This is a genomic window from Xanthomonas euroxanthea (assembly GCF_903989455.1).
In the GTDB taxonomy this organism is placed as follows: Bacteria; Pseudomonadota; Gammaproteobacteria; order Xanthomonadales; family Xanthomonadaceae; genus Xanthomonas; species Xanthomonas euroxanthea.
In genome coordinates this window covers 2,992,544-3,009,927 of record NZ_LR861803.1, presented here as the reverse complement: position 1 = coordinate 3,009,927, position 17,384 = coordinate 2,992,544, and the positions used below count along the sequence as shown (strand labels likewise).

The 17,384-nt window shown below is 66.4% G+C and carries 9 protein-coding genes; 8 read left to right on the top strand and 1 reads right to left on the bottom strand.

Annotated features, from left to right (window positions below):
- Window positions 1–139 precede the first annotated feature (139 nt).
- The 6 genes from H7A86_RS12550 to H7A86_RS12525 all read left to right on the top strand — a co-directional run bounded on the left by H7A86_RS12550 (window position 140) and on the right by H7A86_RS12525 (window position 10,062).
- Window positions 140–1,957, top strand: a complete 1,818-nt coding sequence (locus tag H7A86_RS12550) for a DUF885 domain-containing protein (protein WP_180496657.1) — start codon at window positions 140–142, stop codon at window positions 1,955–1,957.
- The gene (locus H7A86_RS12545) at window positions 1,954–3,819 is read left to right on the top strand and encodes a DUF885 domain-containing protein (RefSeq protein WP_180707874.1); all 1,866 of its coding nucleotides are present in this window, start codon (window positions 1,954–1,956) and stop codon (window positions 3,817–3,819) included. Before H7A86_RS12550 ends, H7A86_RS12545 begins: the two co-directional genes overlap by 4 nt.
- Window positions 3,820–3,974: 155 nt before the next feature.
- A complete protein-coding gene (locus tag H7A86_RS12540; protein ID WP_119131371.1) occupies window positions 3,975–5,561 on the top strand; it encodes an APC family permease in 1,587 nt (528 codons plus the stop codon).
- Complete coding sequence (locus H7A86_RS12535) at window positions 5,551–7,899, top strand: S9 family peptidase (RefSeq protein WP_119131372.1); 2,349 nt, start codon at window positions 5,551–5,553, stop codon at window positions 7,897–7,899. The genes H7A86_RS12540 and H7A86_RS12535 overlap by 11 nt, the downstream gene beginning before the upstream one ends.
- Complete coding sequence (locus H7A86_RS12530) at window positions 7,899–9,536, top strand: DUF5597 domain-containing protein (protein ID WP_425509722.1); 1,638 nt, start codon at window positions 7,899–7,901, stop codon at window positions 9,534–9,536. The genes H7A86_RS12535 and H7A86_RS12530 overlap by 1 nt, the downstream gene beginning before the upstream one ends.
- A 229-nt stretch (window positions 9,537–9,765) precedes the next feature.
- Entirely contained in the window at window positions 9,766–10,062 is a 297-nt protein-coding gene (locus H7A86_RS12525; RefSeq protein WP_104533668.1) for a flagellar basal body rod protein FlgC, read from the top strand.
- 639 nt (window positions 10,063–10,701) lie between these two features.
- Here the strand turns inward: H7A86_RS12525 and H7A86_RS12520 are convergent.
- Window positions 10,702–11,868, bottom strand: coding sequence for a DUF5694 domain-containing protein (locus H7A86_RS12520; protein WP_220453013.1), 1,167 nt, complete (start codon window positions 11,866–11,868; stop codon window positions 10,702–10,704).
- A 278-nt stretch (window positions 11,869–12,146) separates the two neighbouring features.
- Here H7A86_RS12520 and H7A86_RS12515 point away from each other — a divergent pair, with 278 nt between their 5' ends.
- Together H7A86_RS12515 and H7A86_RS12510 are read left to right on the top strand one after the other, a co-directional pair.
- On the top strand, window positions 12,147–14,504 hold the full coding sequence (locus H7A86_RS12515; RefSeq protein ID WP_119131374.1) for a Tat pathway signal protein: 2,358 nt from the start codon (window positions 12,147–12,149) through the stop codon (window positions 14,502–14,504).
- A gap of 186 nt (window positions 14,505–14,690) precedes the next feature.
- Complete coding sequence (locus tag H7A86_RS12510; RefSeq protein WP_119131375.1) at window positions 14,691–17,021, top strand: S9 family peptidase; 2,331 nt, start codon at window positions 14,691–14,693, stop codon at window positions 17,019–17,021.
- The last annotated feature ends 363 nt before the right edge of the window (window positions 17,022–17,384 follow it).

Here is a 17,384-nt window from a genome sequence, read left to right as displayed (position 1 = left end):
GCCTGTGCAGGCCCACGCACGCGTAGGAGCGCACCCGGGCGCGACGGGCATTTCCGATAAAGCCCGACGGGCATTTCCGATAAAAGCCGTCGCGCTCAGGCGCGCTCCTACCGCCGCCATTGCATCCTGGAGTCACTGCATGAACCACCTGCGTCCTGTCGCCATCGGCCTGCTGGCCGCCGCCCTGTTCACTGCCTGCAAGCCGGCGCCGCCTGCCGCGGAAACGTCGGCTGCGGCCACGGCCGCGCCGACCGGCGAACAGGCCGCCAAGGCCTTCGATGCGCTGCTGGACAAGCAGTGGCAATACCACCTGCAGCACAACCCCGAGTTCGCCAGCATCATCGGCGACAAGCGGTACAACGACCGTTGGAGCGATTATTCGCTTCAAGCGGTGCAGGCCGAACGCAGCGCCACCGCCGAGCTGCTCACGCAATTCGAAGCGATCGACAGCAAGACGCTGGACGAGCAGCGCCAGCTCAGCCTGCAGATGATGCTCGGCCAGCTGCGTGACACGCTGGAAGGCATCGACCTGAAGACCTACGCGATGCCGCTGGAGCCGATCGGCGGCATCCAGCTGGGGCTGGCCGGTTACGGCGATGCGTTTCCGTTCGAGAACGCCAAGGATTACCAGGACTACATCAAGCGTCTGCAGACGATTCCGACGGTGATCGACCAGGTGATCGCGGTGTCGCGCCAGGGCGCGAAGGACGGCCTGGTGCAGCCGCGGTATCTGCTGGAGCGCCTGCCCGAGCAGATCGACAAGATCGCCGCGCTGACCGGCGAGCAGAGCCCGTTCGCCTCGCCGCTGAAAAAACTCGATGCCGCGGTGCCGGCCGACCAGCGCGCCGCGCTGCGCACGCAGCTGCTTGCCGCGATCGCGCAGCAGGTGCGCCCGGCCTACGCCAAGCTGGCCGCGTTCGTGCGCGACGAATACGCCGCGCAAGGGCGCGCGCAGGAAGGGCTGTGGTCGCTGCCCGATGGCGAACGCCGCTATCGCTATGCCATCCATACCCAGACCACCACCGACATGGCGCCGGAGCAGATCCATCAGATCGGCCTGAAGGAAGTGGCGCGCATCGAAGGCGAGATGACGGTGATCGCCAAGGCGCAGGGCTTTGCCGACCTGGCCAGCTTCCGCAAGGCGGTGGACACCGACAAGCGCCACTTCGCCAGTTCCGGCGAGCAGATCCTGCAGCAGTACCGCGATTACATCGCCGCGATGCAGCCGGAGCTGCCCAAGCTGTTCGGCCACTTGCCCAAGACCGCGCTGGAGGTACAGGCGATGCCGGCGTTCCGGCGCAGCGCGCCCGGCGCCGAATACTGGCAAAGCAATCCGGAAGGCACCAAGCCGGCGATCGTGAAGGTCAACACCAGCGACTTCGCCAGCCGCACCCTGGTCAATATCGAAACCACTGCCTATCACGAGGGCGTGCCGGGCCATCACCTGCAGATCTCGCTTGCGCAGACGCTGCCATTGCCGCCGTTCCGGCAGCAGGCCGGCTACAACGCCTATATCGAGGGCTGGGCGCTGTATGCCGAGCGGCTGGGCAAGGAGATCGGTTTCTTCAAGGACCCGTACAACGACTACGGCCGGCTGTCGGGCGAGCTGTTGCGCGCCAATCGCCTGGTGCTCGACACCGGCGTGCATTACAAGCGCTGGAACCGCCAGCAGATGGTGGATTTCTTCCACGCGCATCCGTCCGACGACGAGCCCAGCATCCAGTCCGAAACCGATCGCTATATCGTCTGGCCGGGCCAGGCCCTGGGTTACAAACTGGGGCAGCTGCAGATTCTTGCGCTGCGTGCGGAGGCGGAAAAAGAACTCGGCGATCGCTTCGATGTGCGCGCCTTCCACGATGCGGTGCTCGGCGGCGGCGCCATGCCGCTGGCGATGCTGCAGCAGCGCGTGCGCCAGTGGATCGCGCAGGCCAAGGCGGCGCCGGAGGCACGCGGATGAAGACCATCACCGTCTGGCGCGCGAGCGCATTGGGTGTGCTGATTGCTGCCAGCCTGGGCGGCACCGCAATGCAGGCGCAGGCCGCAGCGCCGGCCGCAAGCACGCAGGACAGTGCAGCGGCACGCTTCAAGGCCTTGTACACGCGCGAATGGCGCTGGCGCCAGGCGCAGTTGTCCGGCGCCGTGGATGAAGACAACCAGGCCACCCAGGACAGGCAGTCCGACCATCTGCCCAAGGTCGATGTGGCCACCCAGAACCTGCGTACCGCGTATTGGCGACAGGCCTTGAAGGAACTGGATGCGATTCCGGCAGCGCAGTTGCCGGCCGAAGATCAGGTGAGCTACCAGGTGTACCGGCAGCAGCTGCTGGTGCTGCTGGACCAGCAGCATTTCCGCGCCTGGGAAATGCCGTTCAACAGCGACTCGGCGTTCTGGAGCGACCTGGGCTTCAGCGCCGAGGCCAAGCTGCGTACGCGCGAGGACTACCAGCGCTATCTGAAGATGCTGGCCGATATCCCGCGCTATTTCGCCGAGCACACCGACAACATGCGTGCCGGCCTGGCGCGCGGTTTCAGCCAGCCCCGGGTGACCCTGACCGGGCGCGACCAGTCCATTGCCGACGTGGGGCAGGCAAAGGGCGAGGCCAATCCGTTCTACGCACCGTTCAAGCAGATGCCGGCGACGCTGCCTGCCGACGTGCAGGCGCAATTGCGGCAGCAGGCGGTCAACACCATCGATACGCAGGTGCTGCCCGCCTACGCCAAGCTGCTGGACTTCATCCGCAACGAATACCAGCCGCGCGCGCGCACCACGCTGGCCGGCGAAGCCTTGCCGGATGGGCAGGCTTACTACAGCGCGCAGATCCGCGAGTTCACCACGCTCGATCTCAGCCCCGAGCAGATCCACCAGATCGGTCTGCAGGAAGTGGCCAAGCTGCGCACGCAGATGGATCAGACCATCGCCGCCAGCGGCTTCAAGGCGCCGGCCGGGCAGGCGGCGTTTCCGGCCTTCCTGCAGTTCCTGCGCAGCGACCCGCAGTTCTATGCCAGGACGCCGGAACAGTTGCTCAAGCAGGCCGCCTGGATCGCCAAGCGCGTGGACGCCAAGGTGGGCGATTACATCGGCCGGCTGCCGCGGCGACGCTTCGCGATCGAGCCGGTACCGCCGGACCTGGCGCCGTTCTACACCGGCGGCCGTGGCGGCCCCGGCATCTACTTGGTCAACACCTATAACCTGCCATCGCGGCCGCTGTACAACCTGACCGCGTTGACGCTGCACGAGTCCTCGCCCGGCCACGCGCTGCAGATGCCGCTGGCGGCCGAGGCGCAGGGGCTGCCGGAGTTTCGCCGCTACGCCTACATCTCTGCCTACGGTGAAGGCTGGGCGCTGTACTCGGAGTACCTGGGCCAGGAAATGGGCATGTACGACACGCCCTACGACCGCTTCGGCTATCTGACCTACCAGATGTGGCGCGCCTGCCGCTTGGTGATCGACACCGGTATCCACCACCAGGGCTGGACGCGCGCGCAGGCGCAGGCCTACCTGCGCGACAACACCGCCCTGAGCGAGCATGAAGTCACCACCGAGGTGGACCGCTACATCGCCTGGCCGGGGCAGGCGTTGTCCTACTACCTGGGCGAGCTGAAGATCCTGGAACTGCGGCGCAAGGCCGAAGCCGCCCTGGGCGAAAAATTCGACCTGCGCCATTTCCACGATGCGGTGCTGCAGACTGGCTCGGTGCCATTGCCGGTGCTGGAAGCGCGCATCGACCGCTTCATCGCCGACGGGGGTGTCTCGCCCTATGCGGACGGCACCGCGGCAGATACCGCCGATGCAGGGCCAGGGGCGGCTGCCGATGACTGAGTGCGGCCAGATGCGCCTGCATCCGTTTGCCGGACCTGTGTTGCTGCCGTCGTACAAGACCACCGACGCACGATCGCAGAACCACTGACCGCCATACGCCACGCACGACCACGCCATCTTCCGCAGCACGCGCTTTCATTTGTCCGGGGCCAGCTATGACTACACACGGTGCGACCACGCAAGGCAAGTTCCACAAGCGACTGAGCCTGACCGACCTGACCTTCATCGGGCTGGGCTCGATCTTCGGGTCGGGCTGGTTGTTCTCGGCCAGCCATGTCTCGTCCATCGCCGGACCGGCCGGCATCCTGTCGTGGATTCTCGGCGGCATTGCGGTGTTGCTGCTCGGCCTGGTGTATTGCGAACTCGGCGCCGCGCTGCCGCGCGCCGGCGGGGTAGTGCGCTACCCGGAGTATTCGCATGGCGCCTTGCTGGGCTCGTTGACCGGCTTCATCACCCTGATCGCGTTTTCCAGCCTGATCGCGATCGAAGTGGAAGCGGCGCGCCAATATGCGGCGGCGTGGTTTCCGGTGCTCAACCAGCCCAACGGCACCCATCCCAGCGTCTGGGGCTGGCTGGTGCAGCTGGCCCTGCTGCTGCTGTTCTTCCTGCTCAACTACTTCAGCGTCAAGACCTTTGCGCTGGCCAACAACATCGTCAGCATCTTCAAGTTCCTGGTGCCGATCCTGGTGATCGTGCTGCTGATGAAACACTTCAACGCAGACAACCTGAGCGTGCACGGGTTCGCACCGTCGGGCATGGCCGGGGTGGAGGCGGCGATCTCCGCCGGCGGCATCATCTTTGCCTACCTGGGGCTGACGCCGATCGTGTCGGTGGCCAGCGAGGTGCGCGACCCGCAGCGCAATATCCCGATCGCCCTGATCCTGTCGGTGGCCTTGTCCACGGTGATCTATGTGCTGCTGCAGCTGGCGTTTTTGGGCAGCATCCCGGCCGCGCAACTGGCGCCGGGCTGGAGCGGCATCGACAAGGTGTTTGCGCTGCCGTACCACGACATCGCGTTGGCGTTGGGGATGGCGTGGCTGGCCGCCCTGGTGATCTGCGATGCGATGGTCTCGCCCAGCGGCACCGGCAACATCTACATGAATGCCACCCCGCGCGTGGTGTACGGCTGGGCGCGTAGCGGCGGGTTCCTGCCGGTGCTGACGCGGGTGGATCCGGCGTCGGGCATTCCGCGTCCGGCATTGTGGCTGAGCCTGGGCTTGTCGATCTTCTGGACGCTGCCGTTCCCCTCGTGGGAGACCTTGATCGGCGTGGTGTCGGCCGCGCTGGTGCTGAGCTATGCGGTGGCGCCGGTCACGGTGGCAGCGTTGCGCCGCAGCGCGCCGGAGCTGCCGCGGCCGTTTCGCGTACGTGGCCTTGCCGTGCTGGGGCCGCTGTCGTTCATGGTCGCGGCCTTGATCGTGTATTGGTCCACCTGGCCGACGCTGTCGTGGTTGCTCGGCCTGCAGGTGCTCGCGTTCGCGCTGTACGTGCTGTATCGCCTGCCTTCGCGCGCGGGCAGGGCACGCCTGCTGCGCCAGGTGCGCGCATCGCTGTGGTTGATCGTGTTCTTCGTGCTGGTGATGGCGGTGTCCTGGGCCGGTACGTTCGGCGGCCACGGCTGGATCGCGCATCCATTCGACACCGTGAGCGTGGCGGTGATCGCGTTCTTCATCTATCACTGGGGCGCGCGCAGCGGCTTGCGCAGCGACGAGCTGGCGCTGGAAGAAGACGATGGCGAATGACGCTCGGCGTCCCGCATGGGCAGTGCAGGTCTCGCGCGCCATGGCCGCCTGCATGCTGTTGCTCGCCGCCACTGCGCAGGCGGAGCCCGCGGTGCCCGATTACCAGCGTTCGCTCGGCCTGCGCGCGCACTGGAGCACGCTGACCGAAAACGTCGCCTGGCCGGCGCAATGGAAGGACGACGGTACGTTCTACTACCGCAAGACCGTGCCTGGTGGTTTCGCCTTCGTTCACGCGGACGTGGCGACAGGGCACAAGCAGCCGGCCTTCGACCAGGCGCGCGTGGCGCAGGCGCTGCAGGCCGCCACCGGCACCGCATATGCGGCGTTGGCGTTGCCGTTCGAGCGGTTTGCGTACTCGCAGGAAGGCGCGCGCGAAGACGGCGCGATCGTGTTCGCCATCGGGGAAGCACCCTGGCACTGCAGCTTGGCCACGTATCAATGCGCGCCCGATGCCCCCGGCCGGCAACCGCAGTCGCAGCAGCGACCACGCGGCTTTGGCGTGGTGCGCGACCCGGATGTGGCGGCCGACACCACCCCGCGCCGTTCGCCCGACGGGCAATGGGAAGCGCTGGCCGATGGCTGGAACCTGGTCGTGCGCCGGGTGGCCGATGGCCGAAGCGTGCAGCGCACCGACGATGGACGCGCCGAGGATTATTTCGATCCGGAAAGCATTGCCTGGTCGCCTGATTCGCAGCGTTTGGCGGTGTATCGGGTACGGCCGGGTACTGCGCGCCGCGTCACCCGCGTGGAGGCCGCGCCGGCCGGACGTCTTCAACCGCTCGTGCACACCCAGCTGTATCCCAAGCCGGGCGATGCGGTGGACGTGGAACGGCCGGTGCTGCTGGCGGTGGATGGCACGCGGCGGGTGGTGGACAACGCCTTGTTTGCCACGCCGTACTCCCTGTCGCCGCTGCAATGGCGGACGGATGGGCGCAGCGTGAGCTTTGAGTATGTGCAACGCGGCTTTCAGCACATGCGCGTGATTGCGGTGGATGCCCGCAGCGGGCGGGCGCATGTGGCCGTGGCCGAAGACGCACGCACCTTCGTCTATGCGGACCGCAGCTTTCGTCACGATGTGGACGCCCATGGCAAGGAGATTGTGTGGATCTCCGAACGCGACGGCTGGCGGCACCTGTATCTGGTCGATGGCCGCAGCGGCAGGTTCAAACGCCAGCTCACGCGCGGGCCGTGGATCGTGCGCGACGTGCTGCGCGTGGACGACGCACAACGGCGCATCTGGTTCACTGCCAGCGGCACGGAGGCGGGCAGGGACCCGTACTACCGGCAGCTGTACAGCGTGGATTTCGACGGCCGCCGGTTGACCCGGCTGACCCACACCGATGCCGATCACGATGTGGCGATCGCAGAGGACGGCCGGCATTACGTCGATGTCTACTCGCGTCCGGATCTGCCGCCGGTGATGGAGCTGCACGCCATCGATGGCCGGCTGCTGCAGCAGGTGGAGCAGGGCAACATCGACAAGCTGCTGGCGGCCGGCTGGCGCGCGCCGGAGACCTTCGTGGCCAAGGGCCGCGATGGCCGCACCGACATCTGGGGCATGGTGGTGCGCCCGCGCGACTACGACCCGCGCAAACAGTATCCGGTGATCGAGAACATCTACGCCGGCCCGCACGACGCTTTTGTGCCAAAGACATTCTGGCCGTTCGGTTATCACTCCGGTGGCGACAAGCAGATCGGCATGCAGGCGCAGGCGGACCTGGGCTTCATCGTGGTGATGATCGACGGCATGGGCACCGCCAACCGCTCCAAGGCCTTCCATGATGTGGCGTGGAAGAACCTGGGCGATTCCGGCTTTGCCGATCGCATCGCCTGGCACCGTGCGCTGGCCGCCAGGGATCGGTCCTACGACATCGGCCGGGTCGGCATCTACGGCGCCTCGGCCGGCGGGCAGAGCACGCTGGGCGCGCTCGAACGCCATCCGGAGTTCTACAAGGTGGGCGTGGCGTTCGCCGGTTGCTACGACAACCGCATGGACAAGATCAGCTGGAACGAGCAGTGGATGGGCTGGCCGGTGGATGCCGGGTATGTGCAGGCCTCGGGCGTGGTCAATGCAGCCAAGTTGCAGGGCGACCTGCTGCTGATCGTCGGCGAGCAGGACAGCAATGTGGACCCGGCCTCCACCGCGCAGGTGGTCGATGCCCTGATCAAGGCCGGCAAGGACTTCGAGCTGCTCAACGTGCCCGGTGGCGAGCATTCGGTGGGCCGTTCCAGCGGGCCGATCGACTATGTGCAGCGTCGCCAGTACGACTTCTTCGTGCGCCACCTGCGCAACGAACCCACGCCGCACTGGAATTCACTACCGTCGGAGGCGCGATGATGCATGTGTTTGCCCTGAACATACCGCAGCCGCGTGGCCGCCTCGCGGCCTTGCTGTGGTCGCTGGCGATGTTGGCCGCCAGCGTGCCGCTGCTGGCCAGTGCAGAAGAGCTGCCGCGCTTCGTCACCCAGAATGGCCGCCATGCGCTGTTTGTCGATGGCGCGCCATACACCGTGCTGGCCGCGCAGCTACACAACTCCAGTGCCTGGCCGGCCGTGCTGCCCAAGGCGCTGGACGAGGTGGTCGCGCTGCATGCCAACACGGTGGAAGCGCCTGTGTACTGGGAGCAGTTCGAGCCGGCGCCTGGCCGCTTCGATACCACCAACGTGGATGCACTGATCGCCGGCGCGCGCAAGCGCGGCCTGCGCGTGGCCTTGCTGTGGTTCGGCAGCTGGAAGAACGGCCAGATGCATTACGTGCCGGAGTGGATCAAGCGCGACGACGCCACGTACCCGCGCATGCGCGATGCCAATGGCGAACCGGTAGACGTGCTGTCGCCGCATGTGGCCGCCAACATGCAGGCCGATGCGCGCGCCTTCACCGCGTTGATGCAGCACCTGCGCAAGGTCGATGGCGACCGCCACACGGTGATCCTGGTGCAGGTGGAAAACGAGCCCGGCGCGATCGGCACGGTGCGCGACCATGGCCCGGCCGGCGAGGCGGCGTTCGCGCAGCCGGTGCCTGCCGCGATCGCGCAGGCGCTGGGCAAGCCGCAGGGCAGCTGGCAACAGCTGTTCGGTGCCGAGGCGGCCGAAGCCTTCAATGCGCATGCAACGGCGGCGTATATCGAACAGGTGGCCGCGGCCGGCAGGCGCGCGTATCCGCTGCCGCTCTACGTCAACACCTGGCTGCGCTACAAGGGCAAGCGTTACCCAGGCATGGATTACCCCTCCGGCGGTGCGACGGTGAACGTGTTCGCGCTATGGCGCGCGGCCACCCCGTCGATCGACTTCATCGGCACCGATATCTACACCAGCGACTACAACGAATACACCAAGGTCATCGGCCAGTATGCGCGGCCGGACAATCCGGCCTGGGTGTCGGAGACCGGCTTCGAAGCGGCGACCGCGCCCTACCTGTTCCATGTGCTGGGGCAGGGCGGGATCGGGTTTTCGGTGTTTGGCATGGATGGCAACCCGGACAGCGCAGCCAACCGCGCCGCGATTGCAGCGCACGCGGCCAACTTCAAGCTGCTGGCGCCGCTGCAGCGCCTGATCGCCCAGGCGGCCTTCGACGGCCGGCTGCAGGCAGTGGCCGAACAGCCCGGCGCGCCGCAACGCACGCTGCGTTTCGGCGACTGGCAGGCCAGGGTGTCGTTCGGCGCGCCGCTATGGGGCGACGCGCCAGCGATCCTGCCGGGTAACGACGACCATGCAGGTCGGCTGCTGGTGGCGCAGCTGGGGCCGGAGGAGTTCCTGGTCACCGGCATGGCCGCGCGCATTGAATTTTTCCGCGACGCAGCCGATACCCGTCATGGACAACTGTTGCGGGTGGAGCAGGGGCGGTACGTGGACGGGCGCTGGCAGGTCGAAAGACAGCTCAACGGCGACCAGACCGACTACGGGCTCAACTTCGGGCGGGTGGATGCGGCGGGAGAGGTTCCAGTGGTCTTGCGTGTGCGGGTAGGCACCTATTGAGCCTGCGTGAGGCGACTGCGCAGCCGTGAGGTGGGCGTGATCGGAATCGGAGGGTGGGACACGTCATTGCGGTTCCTGTTGGCTGGTTCCACCTCGTGAGACACGCTCGCCACGCGCCTCGGTGGGCGCAAGAACGACAGCAGTGCGGCGCGACTGCCGGCAGCGATTGTATTGATTGGTTGGTAAACAAACGTCATTGGTTATTTCTCTGTTCTGCACCGGAGCCATCATGAGCATCAGCAGTATCGCCAGTTCCGGAATGCAGGTCGCCGCACTTCGCCAGCAGGTGGCCGCCAGCAATGTGGCGCGTCAGCCGGTGGACGGCAGTCCACGTCAGGCCGTTGCAGCCAGCACGCAGCTCAATGGTGGAGTGGCAGCCAGCGTGGTCGACGCCAACGCCGATCCATCGGCACCGGCCAGCGATTTGGTCGAAGGCCTCTCGGCACGCAACGATTTCCAGGCCAACGCCACTGCGCTGCGGCGCTCCGACGAAATGCTGGGTAGCTTGTTGGATGTGCTGACCTGAGAGCCTGGATTGGACGAAGGCCGGTTGTCGATCTAGTGCAGTAGGTGCGCGGCCTTCGCCTTGATGCCGCATCTGGCTGCACCTGAAACCGGATTTACGTCCTGCATTTCGTGGAGTCAGCGAAGTGATGGCTGCTGCTCATGCCGGTATCGATAACTGCAGTTGTCTTGTCTGCGGGTGTTAGGACCGTGCGGGCAGCTCGCAAGCGTAGAGCGGCTGATCTGTTACCTGGCTGCCGGGCCCTTGCCCGCCCACCATCGCGGGACACGCCGTGAATCCGTCCATGGAGGCTCTTACGCGGCATCCATGCCGCGTAAGGTCCCGCGACGGTAGGCGGGCAAGGACCAGTCGAGATGGTCGGCGCGCAAGGTCGCGAGCAAAACATAACGTGTGTTGTTTGGATAGCGTCGCCTCCGATCAGCCTTCCAATGCACCCCGAGCAACAAGCAGATTTTTTGCCAAATCACCGACCAACTCTCTGGTGCGGTGTCCTAGCCGGTTGCGGGACCGTATGGCGGCATGGATGCCGAGACCGATCCCCCAGGGAAGGGCTTACGGCGTGTCCCACGAGCGGCGAGGGCACCGCGCGCTCGACCAATCAGGCTTTTGCATTAGAGCGTCACGCTGAAGTCGTTGTACTCACTTTCCGTCAGCACCCAGCACCTGCGCCGCATCCACGATATCCACGCCCTGCAGCTGTCCCAACCAGTTGTCGAACCAGGGCTTGTGAGTAGCGCCCACCACCGCCAGCACACGTGCACCGGGTTGGTCGGCAAAGCTGGCACGCACGTTGGACACCATGCGCAGGTTGCGGATCTCCCAGCCGGATACGTAGCGATAGCCGTAGTGTTGCGGCGAGGTGTCGCTCAACGCAGCGCGGAAGTCCACCTCGATCGACAACTGCTGGTTGGCCGGAAGGTTGATTGCGCGGTAAAGCTCCAACAGCTTGCCTTGTTGCGCCAGCTGTTTTTTCTGCGCGCGCATCGTGCCGGCGCGATGCGCGGCTTTTTCCCAGGCCGCCCGGACCGCATTTCCATAGGCCGCCGTGTCGTCCACCTCCGCGTTATCGCCGGTGTGATCGTCGACCGGGTAGATGCGCTGCAGGCCCAGCCGTACCGCCAGTGGCACGGAGATCTGGCTACTCTCGTCCTGGCGATGTTCCATCGCACGGAGCCGTGCCACCAGCGCGGCATCCAATCCATCGCCAGGGCGTTGCTCCGTCTGTGCAAGCTGCAACCACTGCACCAAGGCAGACCATGGATCGCCCGAGGCCAGAAACAATGCAGCCAGCTGTCGGCGCTGCGCCGACGTCGGCGCACTGGGCCAGCTCTTGAGTGTTGCACGCACCTTGCCGATGGCGGCCGGCACATCCAGGCCGGTCGCACGTGCCGCGTCGTCGACCTTGGGACAATAGGCTGCACTGTCTTCCGGCAGATAGACCGTGGGGTGCCGGCGTATCAAATCGCAGGTTTCGCCCGACAGATCCTCCGTCGTGATGATGGTTGGCTTGTAGGCCGCCAATCGGTCCAGCAACGGTTGCAGCCGTGCTGCACTTATGTCGCTGCCGTCGGGCAACTGCGACAGGTGCACGCTGCCGAGCACCAGCACCTGGGTGCGTGGCGCGGCCATCTCGGCATCCAGTTGCGACAGATCCACCTGCGCCTGCGCGATGCAGGGCGCGATCAAGGCCAGCCACAGCCAGCGATGCGCCGGACGTTTCAACCGCCTGGCGGACGCGCTGCCGGCATCGAAAAACCGCGCTGTGGCGCGGGCACTGTGCGCGATGCGCGGTGAGGATGGCTGCATGACGGTCCTTGTGGTGGGCTTGGGTTGCGTGGCGGTCTGGCGACGATGTCGCCTGCGTCTGTGCAGCCAGTGTGGCTGCCACCGCAGGTACCGGCGTGGCCAGAAAGTCACGTGGCTAAATGGCAGGGGGCGGCAACTGGGCGCTGCGCCGTTGCTGCGATGGCGGCGCAGCAACAGCTGCTTCTGTGCGGATTTCCGCATACGGGCCAGACACGCGCCACAAGACGCAGGGTGCGCAGTCGCGCACGATGTGGATGAGATCACTCGAGGGCGCGACGATGGACCGCAGGACCTTTTTGCGTCAGGGCATGGCCGCGACCGCGGCGGTGGGCGCAGGTGCCGCGCTCGCGAAGCCGGGCACGCCGCAAACCCCGGCGCCGTTGCCGCCACCGGCGCTGCCACGTCTTGAAGCACTGCCGTCGGCCGCGCATGTCGGCAGCAAACTTTGCAGCTTTCGGCATCTGCAGCAGGACTGGACCGTCTACGAGCATCTCGACGACCCGCAGGGTGCGCTGACGCTGTGGACCGATAGCGGCATGCTGCGCCTGGATAAACGCACCGAGCCGGCCTATCCGGCCGAGGGCAAGCCCTACTTCGGCATGCCGCTGGCCGAGGTGGCGATGGCCGAGGCCGATCTGCTCGCCGACCGCCTGCTGCGCGATGGCGACCCGGACGAGGCGCAGGTGCGCGATGTCGCGCCGCCGCCGGCCTCGCTGCTCGACCCCAAGGACACTGGCGGGCGCTGGCCATGGACCACCTTCGTCGGCACGCGCGAAAGCCTGGACACCATGCCGATCCTGCCCAACGGCCGTAGCCGCACCGCGCGGCCCGAACACGCCTTCCCCGAGCTGGGCGACGAGGCGCTGATCAAGCGGCGCGAGGAAGGCCTGCTGGGCGGCTGGATGCCGGCGGTGCGCAAGGTGATGCGGCGCGACGGCGAGGCCGATGGCTGGTACGACGTGCTGGTGTTTGCCGATGTGCGTGCCAGCGATCGCTTCGTGGTGCAGACCTGGCACCGCACGATGCATGTGCGCGGCGGCGAGATCGTCGGCGTGCATTACACCCACAGCTATCCCGCGTTCGCACCGTCACGCAAGCCGGCCACTGCCGAACAGTTCTACGCGGCCTTGCTCGATTTTGCCGCGTACTGGCAGCAGGCCCTGGACGGCACGGTGCAGGCGCAACTGCCCGATGCCAGCTGGAACGCCATGGCGCAGTTCGCGTTTGTGCGCGAGCTGGTGGTGCGCCCCGGTGGCGATTACCCGAAGTACGGTGCGGTGGAGCGCGACTACTACGGCAACGAATACGACGGCTTCCAGGACACCTTCACCAGTTCGTTCTACGCCAATCTGGAATGGGGCCGCTTCGCGCAGGCCGCTGCGGTGCTGGACAATTACTTCGACGAGTTCGTGCAGGACGACGGCCTGCCGAACATGCGCGGGCCGGAGGTCGGGCAGTTCGGGCTGACCCTGTCGCTGCTGGCGCGCTATCTGCGCTACACCGGCGATGCGGCGCGGTTGCGGCGCCTGCTGCCCAAGATCGCCGCCACCGCGCAGCTGCTGTGCGAGCTGCACGACCAGGCGCTGGCCTTGCCGCGCAGCGCGCATGGGCATGGCCTGCTGCACGGCTGGAACGAATCCGATGCCTGCCTGTTTCCCGACCCGTCGCTGTGGTGGAAACCGTATTACGCCAACAGCGCGCTGACGATACGCGGTTGGGAAGACATCGCCCAGGTCTGGAGCACGCTCGGCGGCGATGCCGGCCTGGCCGCGCAATGGCAGCGTCGCGCGAGGCAGTTGCGTGCACGGCTGCACGCCAGCCTGCGTGCCAATGTGCGTCGCGATCTGTCGCCGCCGTATGTCGGCCCGTTGCCGGGCACCACGCTGACGTTTCGCCAATCGCTGCTGCAGGAAAAACCCAGCGAGCAGCAATGGCCGCACCGCGCCTACGCAGAATTGCTGCAGGCCGATGTGCTGCCCGACGACCTGGCCAACCTGGTGGTCGATTGCCTGCGCGGCCATGGCGGCACCAGCATCGGCGTGGTGGCCAACATCGCACCGCCGGAGCCGGGCAGCCGCGATCTGCTCGGTTTCATTTCCTACGGCTATGCGCAACAGCTGCTGCGGCTGGACCGCATCGAAGAGTACCTGCTGTTCGTCTACGCGCATCGCTACCAGGTGCATACCCGCGGTAGCTGGACGGCCGGCGAGGTCAGCGGCATCACCGGCGGCATGCCGTTGTTCTGCATCCCCGCGCAGATGACCATCCCGTTGCTGCTGCGCTGGATGCTGGTCAGCGACGACAGCGCGGGAGAGCAGTTGTTCCTGGCGCGTGCGCTGCCGCGCGCATGGCTGGGCAGTGGCGCTGCGGTCGGCATCACCGCGGCGCCCACACGCTGGGGCACGCTCACGCTGAGCTTGCGCGCTGACGTGGAGGCACGCCGTATCGATGCCGAGGTGCAACTGCCGGAACGGTCGCCCAGGCACACCTGGTTGAGCCTGCGCGTGCCCAAGGGTCAGAAGCTCACCCGCGTGCTCGTCGACGGCAAGCCGGCGCGCCCGCAAGGCCCGCATGCCGATCGTGTGGCATTGCCCGGCAGCACGGCGGCGGTGAAGGTGCAGGCCTGGTACGCGTGATGGGCCGTTGGCGCGATGACCGTGCCAGCCCTGTCGCGTTACCGCGGCCGCCATCGACCACGGAGGCCTTCGCAGGCCGTTGTGTACAGGCCGCTTCGGGCATGCACCCCATTGCCAATGCACGTCCTCCCATCTCGACGTGCACGACGCGCAGCCAATGACCACGCCATCTCCGCAGATAGACACATGACGCCACTCCTGCACCAGACCTTTCGGTGGCACCGCATCGCTGCGTGCTGCCTGAGCATTGCACTCTGGACGCTGTCGGCAAGCGCGGCGGCTGCCACGACCACGCCCGCGCAGTACGCGCAGGCGATCGGCCTGTCCGATCACTACACGTCGCTGGTCGACAGGCAACCGACCGCGCCGGTGTGGATCGATGCGGGGCATTTCCTGTATCGGCGTGGTGTTGCAGGTGCCAATCAGGCGCCGGCCATCGAGTACCGCCTGGTGGATGCGGCCAGCGGCCGCAATACGCTGGCCTTCGATCATGCGCGGCTGGCGGTGGCCTTGACGCAGGCCGGTGCGCAAGGCATCGACGCCACGCATCTGCAGCTGGAACAACCCACGCTGCAACAGCAGCGCCTGGGCTTCCAGCTGGCGAAGCGGGGCTGGCAATGCGACCTGGCCCGCTATCGCTGCACGCGTGTGCCCGACCGCGACCTGCAGGCCGAATCGATGGACATGCGCCTGCCGCTCAAGCAGGGCGAGCGGCAGGCCAGGCTCTCGCCGGATGGCCGCTGGCGCGCCTGGGTGGAGCAGGCCAATCTGGTCATCGCACCGGTCGGCGGCGGCGCGCGCAGCGTGCTCAGCCGCGATGGCAGTGCCGATGATTACTACGCGCTCGACAGCGTTGTGTGGTCGCCGGACTCGCAGCATCTGGCTGCGTATCGGGTCAAGGCGCCACCGCCGCGCATGGTCTATTACATCGAATCGGCGCCGGCCGACCAGCTGCAGCCGAAGCTGCATCAGCAGGTCTATCCCAAGCCCGGCGATGCCTTGCCGGTGATGCAGCCGGTGTTGTTCGACACCGCCACGCGCGCGGCGCATCCAGTGGCGATGACGCTGCTGCCCAATGCCTTCAGCTTGAGCGAGATGGTCTGGTGGAAGGACAGCCGCGGGCTCACCTTCGAATACAACGCGCGTGGGCACCAGCTGTATCGGGTCATTGAAGTGGACGCACGCACGGCTGACGCGCGCACCCTGATCGAAGAGACCTCGCCCACTTTCATCGAATACTCCGAACTCAGCGGGACCCACGAGGACGGCGGCAAGCATGCGCGGCGCGATCTGGCCGACGGCGCGCAGATCCTGTGGGCCTCCGAACGCGATGGCTGGGAGCACGTGTATCTGTACGACGGCCACAGCGGTGCGGTGATCCGCCAGGTCACGCAGGGCGACTGGGTGGTGCGCAAGCTCGACTACATCGACGAAGCCGCAGGCCAGCTGTATTTCACCGCCTCCGGCATGCAGCCCGGCGAGGACCCGTATTACCGCCATGCCTATCGCATCGGTTTGGACGGCACCGGGCTCACTGCATTGACGCCGGCGGCCGCCGATCACCAGGTGAGTTATTCGCCGGACGGCAAATGGTATCTGGACCTGTACTCGCGCGTGGACCTGGGCCCGGTGCTGGAGCTGCGGCGCAGCGCCGACGGCGGCCTGGCACGCACGGTGGAGCGCACCGACCTGAGCCGTCTGCAGGCTGCCGGCTGGCAGCCACCGTTGCCGTTCCACACCACCGGCCGCGACGGCAGAACCGAGATCTGGGGCGTGATCCAGCGCCCGCAACACCTGGATCCGCAGCAGCGCTACCGCGTGATCGAAGACATCTACGCCGGCCCGCAGGGGTCCTTCGTCCCCAAGACGTTCAGCACCCGCACGCCAGCGCTGACCGCGCTGGGATTTGCGGTCGCGCAGATCGATGGCATGGGCACCAACAATCGCGCGCGCGCGTTCCACGATGTGGCCTGGCGCAACCTCAAGGATGCGGGCCTGCCGGATCGCATCGCCTGGCACAAGGCTGCTGCCGCACGGTACCCGTGGTACGCCATCGACGGCGGCGTCGGTATATACGGCACCTCGGCCGGTGGCCAGAATGCATTGGGTGCGCTGCTGTTCCATCCGGAATTCTATGTGGCAGGCGTGGCCAATTCCGGTTGCCACGACAACCGCATGGACAAGATCTGGTGGAACGAGCAATGGATGGGCTGGCCGGTCGGGCCGTGGTATGCCGAATCGTCGAACGTGGAAAACGCCGCGCGCCTGCAAGGGCATCTGCTGCTGGTCACTGGCGACATGGACATGAATGTCGATCCGGCCAGCACCTTGCAGGTGGCCGATCGGCTGATCAAGGCAGGCAAGGATTTCGACCTGCTGGTGGTGCCCGGCGGCGATCACGGCGCCGGTGGCGACTACGGCAAGCGCCGCCTGCTGGATTTCTTCCTGCGCTGGATGCAGCAAGCGCCAACACCGGACTGGAACCACGACCAGGCCGCAACGACGCAGGCGCCGTGATCCGTGATCTGTGATCCGTAAGGCCGGGTCTGCCGGCCGACCGTTTGACTGCAGTGCCTAGACCACGGCCGCTGAAACAGGGCGGGCAGGGCAGTGCACGCTGATTGCCGCCACCGCGCTGCTGCATGCATGCGCAGTGCTCGATTTCTAGATCGACTGTCATCTTTTAAATCGACTGTCATCGCACATGGTTGCAGGCGATACATCGCCTCGGGCGTCTCGCCCATCGTCTTGCGCATGATGTCCAGCTGCAGACGTTGCTGCAGAGTGCAACGTCAAGGCAGGCTGATTCATTTGCGAACCATGCTGTTTTCCGCATGCGCTGTCGTCAAATGCGACAAGACGTAGCGCGTGCGCACAGGC